The organism is Flagellimonas sp., assembly GCF_965222555.1.
GTDB lineage: Bacteria > Bacteroidota > Bacteroidia > Flavobacteriales > Flavobacteriaceae > Flagellimonas.
Map to the genome: position 1 here is coordinate 2,033,096 of NZ_CBDCUG010000005.1, position 14,658 is coordinate 2,047,753.

Annotated in this window: 13 protein-coding genes and 1 tRNA gene; 7 read left to right on the plus strand and 7 right to left on the minus strand. The window is 38.5% G+C overall.

All coding sequences use genetic code 11. The features are described 5' to 3' along the window. The first annotated feature begins 29 nt into the window (after positions 1–29). From ACOQO1_RS17485 to ACOQO1_RS17500, 4 genes are read left to right on the plus strand one after another with little or no spacing between them, the layout of a single operon-like run. Positions 30–1,805 (plus strand): nitric oxide reductase activation protein NorD, encoded by a 1,776-nt coding sequence (locus ACOQO1_RS17485; RefSeq protein ID WP_420604166.1) that lies wholly within the window; start codon positions 30–32, stop codon positions 1,803–1,805. Positions 1,806–1,823: 18 nt separating this feature from the next. Next, on the plus strand, positions 1,824–2,399 hold the full coding sequence (locus ACOQO1_RS17490; RefSeq protein WP_420604167.1) for a cytochrome c oxidase subunit 3: 576 nt from the start codon (positions 1,824–1,826) through the stop codon (positions 2,397–2,399). Next, positions 2,400–2,636 (plus strand): cytochrome C oxidase subunit IV family protein, encoded by a 237-nt coding sequence (locus ACOQO1_RS17495; protein WP_420604168.1) that lies wholly within the window; start codon positions 2,400–2,402, stop codon positions 2,634–2,636. A 35-nt stretch (positions 2,637–2,671) separates the two neighbouring features. Continuing rightward, on the plus strand, positions 2,672–4,474 hold the full coding sequence (locus ACOQO1_RS17500) for a hypothetical protein (protein WP_420604169.1): 1,803 nt from the start codon (positions 2,672–2,674) through the stop codon (positions 4,472–4,474). 19 nt (positions 4,475–4,493) lie between these two features. On the opposite strand, the gene ACOQO1_RS17505 is transcribed toward ACOQO1_RS17500, so the two are convergent. Beyond that, positions 4,494–4,940, minus strand: coding sequence for an RrF2 family transcriptional regulator (locus ACOQO1_RS17505; RefSeq protein ID WP_420604170.1), 447 nt, complete (start codon positions 4,938–4,940; stop codon positions 4,494–4,496). Positions 4,941–5,070: 130 nt separating this feature from the next. Between ACOQO1_RS17505 and nadA the strand changes: the two genes are divergently transcribed. Together nadA and nadB are read left to right on the plus strand one after the other, a co-directional pair. Further along, positions 5,071–5,997 carry a quinolinate synthase NadA gene (nadA, locus tag ACOQO1_RS17510; RefSeq protein WP_420604171.1) on the plus strand — a complete coding sequence of 309 codons (927 nt, stop codon included), beginning with the start codon at positions 5,071–5,073 and terminating at the stop codon, positions 5,995–5,997. Position 5,998: 1 nt separating this feature from the next. Beyond that, positions 5,999–7,552, plus strand: coding sequence for an L-aspartate oxidase (gene nadB / locus ACOQO1_RS17515; protein WP_420604172.1), 1,554 nt, complete (start codon positions 5,999–6,001; stop codon positions 7,550–7,552). Between the two features lie 14 nt (positions 7,553–7,566). Here the strand turns inward: nadB and ACOQO1_RS17520 are convergent, their stop codons facing one another. From ACOQO1_RS17520 to chrA, 3 genes are all read right to left on the minus strand, one after another. Then, positions 7,567–8,778 (minus strand): hypothetical protein, encoded by a 1,212-nt coding sequence (locus ACOQO1_RS17520; protein WP_420604173.1) that lies wholly within the window; start codon positions 8,776–8,778, stop codon positions 7,567–7,569. A gap of 123 nt (positions 8,779–8,901) precedes the next feature. Then, positions 8,902–9,624 (minus strand): iron-sulfur cluster repair di-iron protein, encoded by a 723-nt coding sequence (gene ric, locus ACOQO1_RS17525; RefSeq protein ID WP_420604174.1) that lies wholly within the window; start codon positions 9,622–9,624, stop codon positions 8,902–8,904. Positions 9,625–9,841: 217 nt separating this feature from the next. Next, positions 9,842–10,972 carry a chromate efflux transporter gene (gene chrA, locus ACOQO1_RS17530; protein ID WP_420604175.1) on the minus strand — a complete coding sequence of 377 codons (1,131 nt, stop codon included), beginning with the start codon at positions 10,970–10,972 and terminating at the stop codon, positions 9,842–9,844. A gap of 310 nt (positions 10,973–11,282) precedes the next feature. Here chrA and moeB point away from each other — a divergent pair, with 310 nt between their 5' ends. Further along, complete coding sequence (gene moeB / locus ACOQO1_RS17535) at positions 11,283–12,428, plus strand: molybdopterin-synthase adenylyltransferase MoeB (RefSeq protein WP_420604176.1); 1,146 nt, start codon at positions 11,283–11,285, stop codon at positions 12,426–12,428. 33 nt (positions 12,429–12,461) lie between these two features. Here moeB and ACOQO1_RS17540 read toward each other — a convergent pair. The 3 genes from ACOQO1_RS17540 to ACOQO1_RS17550 form a co-directional block, all read right to left on the minus strand. Next, positions 12,462–12,536: transfer RNA gene (locus ACOQO1_RS17540), tRNA-Val, on the minus strand. A 31-nt stretch (positions 12,537–12,567) separates the two neighbouring features. Beyond that, a complete protein-coding gene (locus ACOQO1_RS17545) occupies positions 12,568–12,978 on the minus strand; it encodes a 6-pyruvoyl trahydropterin synthase family protein (protein ID WP_420604177.1) in 411 nt (136 codons plus the stop codon). A 109-nt stretch (positions 12,979–13,087) separates the two neighbouring features. After that, positions 13,088–14,650 (minus strand): hypothetical protein, encoded by a 1,563-nt coding sequence (locus tag ACOQO1_RS17550; RefSeq protein ID WP_420604178.1) that lies wholly within the window; start codon positions 14,648–14,650, stop codon positions 13,088–13,090. Positions 14,651–14,658 lie beyond the last annotated feature (8 nt).

Below are 14,658 nucleotides of genomic sequence, written 5' to 3' on the forward strand. Positions count from 1 at the left end.
TGAGAAACTTGCTATAAACAACAAAGAACATGTTCGAGTTTGAACCAGATGAATATATCTTCACCAAATTTGCGCACTACTTCAAACGGCGTCGCAAGAAGAAGGAAGCAAGTTTGTCCTATGCCGTTTCATTGGCAGAAATAAAACCGAGACTTACCATTTTTGCACGTGCCATTACAGGTCGGCCCATCGAACTTTATGCGGCAGAACGTGAAGGAGGGTATAAAAACAATAACTTCTTTTTGCCTTCAACATATGCTCAATTTTTAACGGTAGAAGAAAACTTGTCTTTTTACCTATTTCGGATTTTGTATTTATCCATTCAAAAGAATTTGGGATTCAATTGGGAAGATACAGAAGAACATTCATTAAAAGAATCACAAGAAAAGGCCAACAAAACATCGGCTATGGTATTGGAATATTTGTTCCATGAATTTCCCGTGACCAAAAAATATCATCAAAAATTTATTGTACACTATTCAGAAAAAGGAAAGTCAAATACTGTTCCTGATTTTTCATTCATCTATGGAAAGTGGATGAAGAACTCCTCCGAAGAACAAACTGGTGACGAATTGAAAAACTTCTCTGATAAGGTGAAAATAGCTGATCAGGAGCAACCCAAAACAACGCTTAAAGCAAATGCCGTAGAAGAAATAATCTCGGTTCAGGTAGATGAAAAACAAGTGGAGGATGCCGTTTTACAGCACCAGTTTGAAAAAGTGGAGACTGCGGATGAATTTGGTGGAAATTTTAGAAATATGGATGGCGATGACGATTTGGACGACCATGCCAACGCGCTCGAGGATCTAAATATGAAATTTACGGTCAGGGTAGATGATACCGCACACTCTGTATACCAGGCCGATTTTGTAGAAAACACCACCATAGCAGAAAGCGCAAATAGTGATGATAGCGGTTATTTTGTCCCTTATGATGAATGGGACTATGCAAAACGAAGCTATAAAGAAGATTTTTGCAAAGTATACCCCAAGACCATTCTAAAAACTGATACTGCATATTACAAGGATACCATTTCTAAAAATGGGTCAACACTTTTGGGATTGCGGAAGATGTTGACCACGGTGAACAACAAATATCAGCAGCAACGAAGACAGACCCAAGGAGAGGAATTTGATTTGGATGCAGTTACCGACTTGTTTGCGGATGTGCATTCTGGTCATACCCCTTCGGAAAAAATATACTTGTCTAAGCGCAAAAAGGAAAAAGACCTTTCTATTTTATTGTTGTTGGATAGCAGTTTGTCCAGCGACGGATATGCCGCTGGTAATAGGGTCATTGATGTGGAAAAGCAAGTATCCATTTTATTTGGCGAAATATTGAATGAGTTCAACATCGACTTTTCCATTAATGGGTTTTATTCCAAAACAAGAAATCATTCTACCTATACCACCTTAAAGGGGTTTGATGAAGATTGGAGCAGGGCAAAATTTAAAATAGGCGCTCTGGAACCAAGCGGTTACACTCGAATTGGTCCTGCCTTGCGTCATTCGGGAGCTTTGTTGGATAAACGGAATACCAAGAACAAATGGGTGATTTTGATTTCGGACGGCAAACCCAACGATTATGACCGTTATGAAGGCAAATATGGGATAAACGATATCAAACAGGCCCTGCGTGAGCTCAATGAGCGTCAGATAAATTCTTACGCATTGGCCATTGAAGCCCAAGCAAAGTACTATTTACCGCAGATGTTTGGGCAAAACCACTATCAAATTTTAACTACACCTGTAGAGTTGTTGCAATCGCTGGTAAAGCTCTATGAAAAAATAAAACATCAGTCCTAATAGGTTTAACGGCCATGCATGAATCAGAAAATCATTGATTATAAAAATGTTTATTATCCACCTGGCGGAATCCTGATATGGATTATCATCCTTTTAGAATTGGTCACCTTTGGCATTGCGTTGATAGTAATGGTATATGAAAGTAAAGCAGAACCTGACCAATTTCATGAATCTAGATTGTCGCTTAACGTAACTTGTGGCATGATCAATACGGTTTTTTTGTTGACTAGTGGGTTTTTTATGGCACTTTCGGTTAAGGAAGTGAATATGAAAGGAAAGCATGGTTTGAAGAAATACTTGCCGGTGACCATACTTTTTGGGAGCTTTTTTTTATTGCTGAAGAGCTGGGAGTATTATGAAAAGATAGAAGCCGGATTAAGTATGGGGCACAACACTTTTTTTAACTATTACTGGATGCTTACGCTGTTTCATGTTATCCACGTAATAGTAGGGTTGGTTATTTTGATTTCAGTGTATTTAGGGTTGAGGAAAGAATCCACTACAATTGAAGATATAGAGGCCAGTGCTGCTTTTTGGCATATGTGCGACCTCATATGGCTTTTATTGTTTCCAGTACTGTATTTACTTTTTTAAATGGACAAAACAACAACCATAACCTGGATTCTTTTAGTGGTGCTGACCATCATCACGTCGCTATTTTCTGGAATGAACGGAATCAATGTATCCATTTTTGTTATGGTATTGGCAGGATTTAAGTTTTTAGGTGTGGCATTTCAATTTATGGAATTGAAAAAAGCACATCTCTTTTGGAAATTGATCATTACAGGCTATTTGGTATTATTCATAACAATCATTTTAACCATTTCATAAAATTTTAGATCAAAAAATATTGACCTCACGCAATTATGGCACAAACACATACATTTCATATCCCAGTGATGGGAATAGGCTTTACAATAGATTCTCCGCTAAAGGTTTCAAAATTTGGCATAGACTCGGTGATATCCTTGGTAGATGATATCCTAATTGAAAAAATGAGGAGTATGTACTGCAAGAAATTCAAAATCCCGTATGAAGAGATTACGGAAAAGATGGAAGATTTTAGGGCAAAAAGAATTACTTCTTACCTAAATCTGATGAAAACCCTATCGGAACGGGAATTTGAAGAATTCAGGAAAACCACCACTAGAACCCTCAATGATATTAATGGTTTTTTCGACATGCTTCCTGATGCTTCTTCCCTAAAGCAAGAATTTAAACAATTGACCAAGAACACTTTAAATTTTAATGAGATAAAAGATTGGTTCAAAGCAAATTTTCCCATGGGAGGAATTGATGTAAATATCATGACCAAAGTGGACAAGGACAATTATGTTGAAGGGGAAAAATTGCCCACGGAGTATAATGATGCCCATGCTGCCTTGAGAGGGTTTGCAATGAGTGATGTTGATTCGTCTTTAGTGCTCTCTGCTGGGATGAACCCTAGATTGTACAGTTACTTATCACAGTTCAAGGAATTTTATCCGGATGAGGATGGTTTTATTAAAAAGAAGGTTATTTTAAAGGTAAGTGATTATCGTTCCGCCATGATTCAAGGGAAATTCTTGGCAAAGAAAGGAATTTGGATCTCGGAATTCAGAATAGAATCGGGATTAAATTGTGGAGGGCATGCTTTTGCAACAGAAGGCTATCTATTGGGTCCAGTGTTGGAGGAATTCAAACACAAAAGAGAAGAATTGCGTCAATCCTTGCAAGAGGTTTTGTTCCAAACATTGTCAAAAAATGACAACGTAGTGCCCAAAACAGAGCTGAAGTTCAAAATCTCAGCTCAAGGTGGTGTGGGGACAGCTGATGAGCATCAATTCTTGTTAGAGCACTATCAAGTGGATTCCGTGGGCTGGGGAAGTCCTTTCTTATTGGTTCCGGAAGCTACAACGGTAGATGATGCCACGTTGAACAAATTGGTTGATGCCAAGGAAGAGGATGTCTATTTAAGTGATATTTCGCCTTTGGGGGTCCCTTTCAATAATTTGAAGGGAAATACAAAAGATTTGGAAAAAATGCGTCTTATTGAAAAAGGGAGACCAGGGAGTGCATGCCCCAAAAAGTTTGTGGCACTAAATAAAGAATTTACTGAAAAAGGAATCTGTACCGCCTCACGGCAATACCAACATTTAAAAATTAAAGCACTTGACAAAGAGGATCTCCCAGAAAGCGAATATCAAACAAGGTATACTAAAATTATAGAGAAAGCCTGTACGTGTGTCGGCTTAGGAACTTCCGCTTTGTTGGCCAATGATTTGGAAACCAAAACTGAAGGAGAAGGCGTTTCTGTTTGTCCAGGACCCAATATTGCCTATTTTTCCAAGGCCATGGGGTTAACGGAAATTATCAATACCATATACGGTAAGTCACCCACGATCACTAGTTCCGAACGCCCCAATATGTTTGTTAAGGAGTTGAATATTTATATTGACTTTTTGAAAAAGAAGCTGAATGAAACAAAATTGACGAGTACTCCAAAGCAGATTAAATATGTAAAAACGTTCGCAAATAACTTGCAGGAAGGGTTACAATACTATAATCAACTATTTGATGAAGTCTGTACTAAAACAGGCAATGATTTGTCTTCAATTTTTCTGGGTTTGAGAAAAAGCGAAGAGAAATTACAGACATTAAATTTTGAGATACTTAAGTTGGGACAGTAATTGGCTTGCGGATGACATTTTATAACCCTATATCCTTTAATGTGATATATCGTCCTTTCAATTTTATTTCACCTACAAACTCTGCTATGGTTTTATCTTTAAAATCACTATAAATTTTTTCTTTAAATGGAGCAACGGTAAAATGAACTGGGCATGGGTTTTCATCCCCGCAAGCGGATAACCCCATAAAACATTGGTCAAATTTATCAGTGCCATCAATACACTTGACTACATCCCAAATGGAGTTTTCCAGGTTTTTTTCATCCAGGAAAAAACCTCCTGTTGGACCCTTGGAAGAGGATACCAGTTTATTCTTAGTGAGCTGTTGAAGTAATTTGGCCAAAAAGGGTTGAGGGGTTTCCAAAGCTTCCGAAATCTTTTTTACCCCGATTTTTTCCCCCTCTTCTGCCTGCATGGCTAAATAAAGAATAGATCGTATGGCATACTTGCAAGCATTGGATAACATAATCTCTTTTTGTCAAATATATAAAAGACATTTTAGTCTTAATTGTATTGAATATGATTTGTATGACTTTTATCATGCTTTTTGGTATGCACCAATATTATTTTCGCGCTAAGCAGAATTATTGGCCAAAATGAATCTAAGAAAGAAAATTGAAGAATTAAAAAAGGAGAAGAATGCAATTATCCTGGCGCATTATTACCAAATTCCAGAAATTCAGGAGATTGCAGATTATGTGGGGGATAGTTTAGGGTTATCACAAAAGGCTTCTGAAACCGATGCGGATGTAATTGTTTTTGCCGGAGTTCATTTTATGGCAGAAACGGCCAAAATTTTAAATCCATCCAAGAAAGTATTGTTACCAGACCTAGATGCGGGATGTTCTTTGGCTGATTCATGCCCGCCTGATGCGTTTGAAGAGTTTGTGAAATTACATCCTGATCATATTGTTATTACTTATGTGAACTGTAGTGCAGAGATCAAGGCCCTAACCGATATTGTGTGCACATCCTCCAATGCGCTCAAAATTGTTGAGTCCGTTCCGGAAAATCAACCCATCATTTTTGCTCCGGACAGAAATCTTGGAAAGTACATCATGCAAAAAACAGGACGCGACATGCTACTTTGGGATGGGAGCTGTTTAGTACACGAGGCATTTTCCATGGAGAAGCTCTTGGCGCTTCATAAGGAATACCCAAATTATAAAATCATTGCCCACCCTGAATCTGAAGAACATATTCTTAAAACAGCGACATACATTGGTTCTACGGCTGGAATGATGGAGTATGTGAAGTCCCACCCCGAAGGAAAATTCATAGTGGCCACCGAAGCTGGAATTCTTCATAAAATGCAAGAAGAAGTTCCTACGGCCGAGTTGGTTCCTGCACCGGCAAAAGAAGATAATACCTGTGCTTGCAGTGAATGCGCTTTTATGAAGATGAATACTCTGCAAAAATTATATGAATGTTTATTGAACGAAGACCCACAAATTCATATAGCGGAGGATATTCAAAAAAATGCTTTAGCTCCCATTGAGCGAATGTTGGAACTTTCTAAATAACATGATTACAACAGATTATTTAGTCATTGGCTCCGGAGTTGCCGGATTGACCTTTGCAGTGAAGATTGCAGAGAGGTTTCCCAAGAGGAAGATCACAATCGTGACCAAAGGGAATGAGGATGAATCCAACACCAAATATGCCCAAGGAGGTGTAGCTGTGGTATTGGATATGAAAGAAGATTCATTTCAAAAGCACATTGAAGACACTTTGATCGCCGGAGATGGATTATGTGATGAATCGGTGGTGCAAATGGTAATAAAAGAGGGGCCAAAACGCTTCAACGAACTTATTCAATGGGGCGCTAATTTTGATGTGGATTCCGAAGGTAACTTCAGTTTGGGAAAAGAAGGAGGGCATTCGGAGTATCGGGTGGTACATCACAAAGATATTACCGGTTATGAAGTGGAACGAGCATTACTTCAACGTGTCCATCAGCTTGAAAATGTGCGATTGCTGCCTTATCATTTTGCCATAGACCTGATTACGGAACATCATCTACAAAAACAAATCTCTCAACAGTTATCCTGTTATGGAGCTTATGTACTTGATGAAAAAACAAGGGAAATCCTTACCATAAAGGCTCAGAACACCATATTGGCGTCCGGAGGCATTGGTAAGGTATATGGGCATACCACCAATCCTGAAATTGCCACAGGCGATGGCATAGCCATGGCCTATCGCGCAAAGGCCCAAATACAGGATATGGAGTTTGTACAATTTCATCCTACAGCCCTGTATAATCCCGAAAGGGGAACAACTTTTCTCATTTCGGAAGCTGTTAGGGGTTTTGGTGCATACTTACGGGATAAAAACGGTCATCGTTTTATGCTTGATTATGATGAAAGGGCTGAACTGGCGTCTAGGGATATTGTATCGCAAAGCATGGATAACGAGTTGAAAAAATCGGGCGACACCCATGTATTTTTAGATTGTACCCATTTGGATATTGCAGCTTTCAAGAAACATTTTCCAAATATCCATGAAAAGTGCAAAAATCTTCATATTGATATTGCAAAAGATTGGATTCCCGTGGTACCGGCATCACATTATCTGTGTGGAGGGATTGCAGTCGACAAGAATGGAAAAACCACGATTGAAAACTTGTTTGCTTGCGGAGAATGTTCCCGGACCGGATTGCATGGGGCCAATCGATTGGCATCAAACTCATTGTTGGAAGCCTTGGTCTATGCCCACAACATCTTTGAGCATCTTTCTACAAAAACCGTTCAATCCATGGATTTTGAAATTCCTGAATGGAATGATGAAGGTACCATTGTTCCGAAAGAACACATATTGATTCAACACAATCTATTCGAATTACAAGCTTTAATGCGAGATTATGTGGGTATTGTGCGAAGTAATGACCGATTGACAAAGGCCATCACACGATTGGATATCATTTATAAAGAGGTAGAAGAGCTCTATAGAACCTCAAAAGTGAATACTTCCCTTTGTGAATTGCGAAACATGATCAATGTGTCTCACTTGATTATTGGTCAATCATTATTGCGTAAAGAAAATAGAGGTGGCTATTTCAATATTGATACTATTTAACTGGCTATTCTTCATCAGTTTTTAGTCGTTTTTTGGAACTGATTGATAAAAATTTGGGCAATTCCTACCAAAAGTATCCCGCTGGCTATCGCCAAATACCATGAATAATTGGTTGCCAACCATGTTTTGGACCAAACAACAATTCCTCTGTAAAAAATGAGTCCTTCGGTCAAGAAAAACCCAATCAGGTAAAGAAAAATTGTTCGCTTTGTTATGTGAATTAGCTTGAAGTGGGATAAAAATGCCAAAGCGGCAATGCTGACAACTCCTAAAAATGTCCAGTGGATATATCCAATAACTAAATCAATGTTAGAAGCAATAATTGAGGCAACGTAAGGGATGGAGCCCAGTATCTGAAAAAGAAGCTTGATTAAAAAGAACAATGCGGCTATTCTAATCAACAAATAAGATGGTTTTGAATCAAAACTTTTGATTTGATCTCTAAAAGGGGACAACCATTTTATTAGAATCCCAAAAGCAAAAAGCTGTAGCAAAGATCCAAAAACTGAAATAAGATAGATGATATATGGTGGTTTCATCCATAAAATGGATATACCAAAAGTTGTTACAACACCAATGTTCATGGTCCAAAAAAATTGTCGAAATGTTCTTGAAGACAGGTTTGCGCTGTTTTGCTCAAGAAGATATAAGAATATGCCAATGAGTGCCATGATAAACCAGCCGTTATATTGAAAATGGAGGTAGAAATAGATGGCATTTCTATAGAGGTCAGAGCCACTCCCCGCTGTATTCATAATTATACCCAAAGCCCAAGGGCCAAGGCTGGATATTACCATATACCATAAGGAAACATGGATGCATTTGTATGAATAGCTTCTTTTTTGCTCATCGGAAGTATGTTTGATGAACAACCACATAAAAACGTAGGAAGCAAACAGAAACAGCGTTGAAAATAGGATAGAAAACAGGGCGTACCCGGTAAAAGGAAAAGTGAAAAGCATTCCAATAATGTTAATTTGGGTAAACCAAAACAAGTTTCGGTATTTTTTATGGATAGAAGCCTTGCTCAAATATGATTTATAAATCAGCGTGGTTAAGGCAGTATATACCCACCCCAATAGTGCCACATGGGAATGTGTGTGGACCAAAAACTTATAATCAAAGGGAAACTCAATTAGTTGGAAAAGGCGTAAGGCCATACCCAAAAGGGCAATCAAAAGGAAATATCCCAAAGCAAAAATGCTGTGTTTTTTTAATGTTTGCACGAAATCCAATTACGGGTCAAAGGTACTTTTTCCGAAGAAATGTTCTGAGCGGATAAAACTAAAAAATGGAGCATCTAAACTTGTCGACACCCCATTTTTAATGGCTATGAAATTAAAACTATTTTATCCTAACCGCTTTTCCAATGCAATGGCTTTGGGATGTAATATATTATTCTCTAAATGAATATGAAGATGCAAGTCTTGTTCAAATTCGTTCAGTTTGGCATATAAGGCCCTAAAAGTATTGCAAGCTTCAGGTGGGGGAGTGTAGTTATTGGTCAATTTGGCAATTTCCTTAAAGATGTCACCTGCGTTTTCATGTTCATGTTCCATCATTCGTATTGGGTTGTTTACAGATCCAAAAGGAGGATGGATGTTCTCTTGTTCATTTTCTTTTTCGGCATTTATCAGTTGCTTGATATATGGAAACAAGACTTGTTCTTCCTTTTGCAAATGAGATAAAAGTTCATTGGCCACATTATGAAACAAAATGTTTACTTCAAGAACTTCTGTATAATGTTTTCCATGCACTTTGGCTACTTTATTGGCATACTCTGATAAAATGGGTAAACTTTCGTTAACGTAGGTATGATGAACATTGATGATATGGTCTATCAAAAAACTAAGGCCCCATTGGTCGTAATTGTGGGTTCTATCCAAAATACTGTCGACCTCCATGAGCTCCTTTTCCAAGTGTAGTTGATTCACATTATTTTTTGCGCAGGCTTCTTCCACGGAGATGCCCCCTCCGCAACAAAAATCAATTCCATGCTTTTTAAAGATATGGGCGGTTTTAATATTTTCAGTAACAAAATCTGCTACGGTTTTATCTTTTGTAATTTCCATAAACTGCTTTATTGAATTGTAATTTTTTTGCTGGCCTCAAATAAAAAAGACTTTTTTATCTTTTATTGTGCGAAGGTATACTCAAGCAGATGACCGTAATATGATATTTATCATATTTCTTGCTTAACCATACGGATGTATTTGGGAAAGCCTATACTTTGGCTTTGAACAATTATAGTTGGAAATATTAATTTGAAAAGAAAGAACGGTAGATTTTTTAGGTAAAAGGCACCAGGGTCAATAAATAGCCGAATAGGGCTCCACCCAAAACGATAAAAAAATTGTTAGCTCGCTTAACAAACAGCAGAAAAAGTATACTTAGTATTGCGATTACCATGGAGCGCCAGCCAGCTAATGCTTCTAACCCCATTTCAACACAAATTGAAATAATCAATGCAACGGCCGCAACGTTGGCAGCATCCAAAAATGCAGAAAATGCTTTTGATTTACGCATTTTTGGGATTAGGGGGTTAAGTGCATAAACTAAAAGAAAAGATGGAAGAAAGATGCCTACAGTTGCCATCAGGGCTCCCGTTGCACCATTTAATTGCCATCCAACAAATGTTGCCGTAGATAAAATGGGCCCTGGGGTAAATTGCCCCACGGCCACAGCATCAATCAAAACTTGCCGTGTTATCCATCCTTTGACTACTAGTTCGGCATCCAGAAATGCAAATAATACATAACCACTGCCATAAAGAATGGCGCCAACTTTTAAAAATGCCAAGAATATTTTCAAGTTTCCAACTTGTACTTGCCCAATAAATGGAAGAAGGAAAAAAGGAGTGAAAATATTTGCTGATTTACGGGTATTGGAAAAAAGATGCAGTAGCAAACCCAGAACGGCACAACCAAAAAGTGCTAGGATTTCATTTATGCCCAAAAGACTGGCAGTTAATGTAATCGCCCCCAATACGCCAAGCAAAGTACTTTTAAGTGCTTTTTTACCCAATCGAAAAGCAGCAACGGCAATAATCGAAATTACAGCTGGTTTTATTCCATAAATAAAGGGTTCTACATCAGGTAACTGTCCATATTCTTGATAGAGCCCAGCGAGGATTGAGGTAATGACCACTGCAGGAAAAATGAAACACAATCCAGCTACAATCAATCCTTTCCATCCAGCTCTTTCATGTCCGCAGTGCATCACGATTTCTGTAGAATTTGGCCCGGGAATTAAATTTGTGGCCCCAACCAAATCAAGAAAATGTTCTTGGGTCATCCATTTGCGTTTTGTGACCACTTCATCTTCCACCATGGCAATATGGGAAGCAGGGCCTCCAAAAGCGATGCATCCCAATTTAAAAAAAAGCGCTGCCACTTCCTTAAGCTTACTTTCTTGTTGCATTTTTATCGGAAAATTATTTGAAAGGCGAATTTCCTTAAAATAATCCATATTTCAAGATCGATCAAAAACTTTGCCCGTATGTATGTCTAAAGCAAGTCATTCCTCATTATTATTTGACCTTATGGAATTCGATACACTCCGTTGTGGCCTTTAATGGGCAGCCACTAAAAACATGGTTGTTTTGAAAACGTGCTAGAAGTCCTCTCTTCCTAATATTCTCTTTGTTTTTGCGAATTTAAGATGTGGGTGGATTTATATCTTTTGTATTAAGACATCAAATAGTGATTGCTTAATTTTATAAAAAAATGCGATGGAGTTATCAAAAGATGAACTCATAAGGTATTCCAGACATTTATTGCTGTCTGAAATGGGTGTTGAAGGCCAGAAGAAGTTAAAAAGCGCTTCAGTTCTTGTGGTAGGATTGGGAGGTTTAGGTTCTCCCGTGGCCATGTATTTGGCAGCTGCAGGTATAGGAAAATTGGGATTGGTGGATTTTGATACTGTTGATATGACCAATCTACAGAGACAGACCATACATGGAACGTCTGATGTAGGGCGCTCAAAAAATCAATCTGCATTTGAAAAACTTACCGAAATCAATCCCGAAATCAAAATTGAACGTTATGATGAAGCGCTCACTTCAAAAAATGCCATGCAGATTATTGAGAAGTATGATATTGTTGCGGATGGAACTGATAATTTTGAAACTAGGTATTTGGTAAATGATGCCTGTGTCTTATTGGGCAAGCCAAACGTTTATGGGTCTGTATATCGATTTGAAGGACAAGCAAGTGTTTTTGGAGCGGCGAATGGACCATGTTACCGTTGCCTCTATCCTAATCCTCCAGAACCTGGTGCTGTTCCTTCTTGCGAAGAAGCTGGTGTTCTGGGAGTGCTACCTGGAACCATCGGACTGATTCAGGCTACAGAAGTCATCAAATTGATACTTGGGAATGGCAGTCCGCTTATAGGAAGGTTACTGCTCTATAATGCTTTGGACATGAGGTTTACAGAAATAAAACTGAAAGCAAACCCTGACTGCCCTGTTTGTGGGAATCATAGAACTATCAAAGAGCTTATTGATTATGAGGTTTTTTGTGGTATATCAAAAGGAGGTGAATCCAAACATGAAAACGTCAAAGATGAAATAAGTGTAGCGGAATTCTCCAGGTTACTGAAATTGGATGATGATTTTTTTCTGTTGGATGTAAGAGAACCTTTTGAATATGATATTTGTAATATTCCCAAAGCGGTATTGGTACCTGCGGGAAGAGTAAAAAACAACCTTTCTAAAATCCCCACAAATAAAAAGATTGTAGTGGTATGCCATCATGGAGGCAGAAGTAGGAAAATTGTTGATTACCTCACTAATGAGGGTTTTCAAAATGTATTCAACTTGGAAGGAGGAATGGATAGGTACGCGCAAGAAATTGATGCCGATATGGAACGTTACTGATGAAGTACGGTTTTATTGAAAAGACTTCTTGTGTGGGATATACTGGATTCGAACCAGTGACCTCTGCCCTGTCAAGGCAGCGCTCTAAACCAACTGAGCTAATATCCCTTTAAAAACGGAGTGCAATATCGTAAAATTGTTACCAATCTCCATACTCTGCCGAATTCTTTTTTGTTTCGTACAATGTAATATGGAGTAATTGATCTTTTTCCAATTTTGGCCTTAAAATATCATATATCACTTTTACAAAATGTTCCGTGGAAGGAAGCAATCCTACAAATTCGGGACAGTCCTCATTTAAGTTCTTATGGTCAAACCGATCTTCAATTTCTTCTTTTATGAGGTTTCCCAAAACCGCTAAATCCATAACGAACCCAGTATCGGGATTTACCTTGCCCCTAATTCTTACCTCCAGATCAAAGTTATGTCCGTGATAATTGGGGCTATTGCATTTGCCAAAAACTTCAAGGTTTTTTTCATTGCTCCATTTGGGATTATGAAGTCTATGCGCTGCATTGAAGTGGGCTTTTCTACAAATAGTGGCAATCATTGAACTAGAGTTTAATCAAAGATACTTCTTAAAACAGGATTGCACCAAAAATGAAAAGGGGCTGTTGGCTCAAGCCAACAGCCCCTTTTTTTAATTTAAAAAGTTTGAGTTAGTTAAAAGTTGGGATGTTTGTGTCGTCCGTTCTTGCCGGAGCTGCCGCAATATTATAATGAGGCACTACTCCGGTTGGGTCGGCGGCAACACCTCCTAGCGTGTACAATTCTTCCTCCAAAACCTCAAGTTCTGTTGCAGGAATAGGGAAATGCCTGAAAGTGCCTATCTGAAGTTCATTGATTCTTCTTCTATCAAAGAAACCACTACCAACTGCGGTATTGAACAATTCAATATAGCGCTCATAAAAAATGGCATCCAATATTTCTTGTTGAGATGCGCCACCGGCTAATGGGGTCAACTCTCCTCGCGTTACTCTGGACCCTGCATTAACATCATCAACAGCGGTTGCATCATTCAATCTTGCCTTTGCTTCTGCCAATAATAATCTATTATCCTCTAACATAAAGGTTTTTATTTGCTTGGCATCTGCTCCATCAGAAAAACCTTCATCGTATAGATTACGGGTGTGGAAATAGTGTGAATAATGGAATCTTCCTCTTTCCGCCCTAAACAAGATATCAGATCTAAATTCAAAATCCTTGCCATCGCCTACTCTGGCATCGGCTGATGTCATTTCTGGGTTATCCAGTGTTGACCCTGAGGTTGCAGGGAAGAATTCGGGTTGGTTGGGATCCAAAAGATGCACCAATCTCATATCCAATCTTCCTCCAAATGCACCAAAACCATTAGGTGAGTCCATTAACACATTTGCGTTGTTCCACCAGCTTATTCCATTGTCTCCAGTTGGTCCAAAATCAGCGGTAATACCGTTTTCAGCATAAGTCTTGATGGAATTCCAATCAATGGCGTTGGTCTCGTTCAGATTTCTTGCGGATTGAACTATAAATCGAGCCTTGTACGAATTACATAATTTAATTAGTTCGTCTTGAGGAAGTGAAACACCATTTATGATCGTGTTTGGAATTTCAAATGAATTGGAGTTTGCGATAGCAATCGCGGCATCCAAATCAGCGACTGCCTGTGTTATTAAATCACTGTAGGTTACAAATGGTAGCTTTTGTGAGATATCCGTGTTTTCATCAACAATGAAGCCTTTTTCAAATAGAAGGCCCAAATATCCATAGGAAAAACCTCTTAACAAATATGCCGAAGCTAAAACCATTGGAGTATTGTCAACACCACCAACAATCCAAGTGATACCATTGTTATTGATAGCATTAATAACATCGTTTGCAGAAGAAACAGCTGCATAATTTCCTTGCCATGGTTGTTCAAGTACAGCTAAATCTGCCCATGATGCAGCATTCAAAATTGGATTTCTTGGTTCGTTGGATAAAACCCTCATACCAAAATTCCCCCAAGAACAGGTCGCAATATCCCCAGCAACTGCAACAGCAGGATAAAGGTCTCTATTATTGGCTTGCCACCAGGTTACAAAACCTCCACCGACTATACCAATTAAATCGCTCCCATTGGCCAATACCTGAGATCTATCTGGATTGTTTTGGTTTACTACGTTATCTATTTCGTTGGTACATGAAAAGGGTAAGACCAAAAGACCAAGAATTAGAACTTTGTTTATAATTAATCTTTTCATTTTATTTT

Excerpts from the sequence above, each read along its gene's own strand:
- moeB (WP_420604176.1), top strand. The coding sequence starts at position 11,283 with ATGGAGTTATCAAAAGATGAACTCATAAGGTATTCCAGACATTTATTG.
- ric (WP_420604174.1), bottom strand. The coding sequence starts at position 9,624 with ATGGAAATTACAAAAGATAAAACCGTAGCAGATTTTGTTACTGAAAAT.
- chrA (WP_420604175.1), bottom strand. The coding sequence starts at position 10,972 with ATGCAACAAGAAAGTAAGCTTAAGGAAGTGGCAGCGCTTTTTTTTAAA.
- ACOQO1_RS17490 (WP_420604167.1), top strand. The coding sequence starts at position 1,824 with ATGAATCAGAAAATCATTGATTATAAAAATGTTTATTATCCACCTGGC.
- ACOQO1_RS17500 (WP_420604169.1), top strand. The coding sequence starts at position 2,672 with ATGGCACAAACACATACATTTCATATCCCAGTGATGGGAATAGGCTTT.
- nadA (WP_420604171.1), top strand. The coding sequence starts at position 5,071 with ATGAATCTAAGAAAGAAAATTGAAGAATTAAAAAAGGAGAAGAATGCA.
- ACOQO1_RS17550 (WP_420604178.1), bottom strand. The coding sequence starts at position 14,650 with ATGAAAAGATTAATTATAAACAAAGTTCTAATTCTTGGTCTTTTGGTC.
- ACOQO1_RS17485 (WP_420604166.1), top strand. The coding sequence starts at position 30 with ATGTTCGAGTTTGAACCAGATGAATATATCTTCACCAAATTTGCGCAC.
- ACOQO1_RS17495 (WP_420604168.1), top strand. The coding sequence starts at position 2,400 with ATGGACAAAACAACAACCATAACCTGGATTCTTTTAGTGGTGCTGACC.
- nadB (WP_420604172.1), top strand. The coding sequence starts at position 5,999 with ATGATTACAACAGATTATTTAGTCATTGGCTCCGGAGTTGCCGGATTG.
- ACOQO1_RS17545 (WP_420604177.1), bottom strand. The coding sequence starts at position 12,978 with ATGATTGCCACTATTTGTAGAAAAGCCCACTTCAATGCAGCGCATAGA.
- ACOQO1_RS17505 (WP_420604170.1), bottom strand. The coding sequence starts at position 4,940 with ATGTTATCCAATGCTTGCAAGTATGCCATACGATCTATTCTTTATTTA.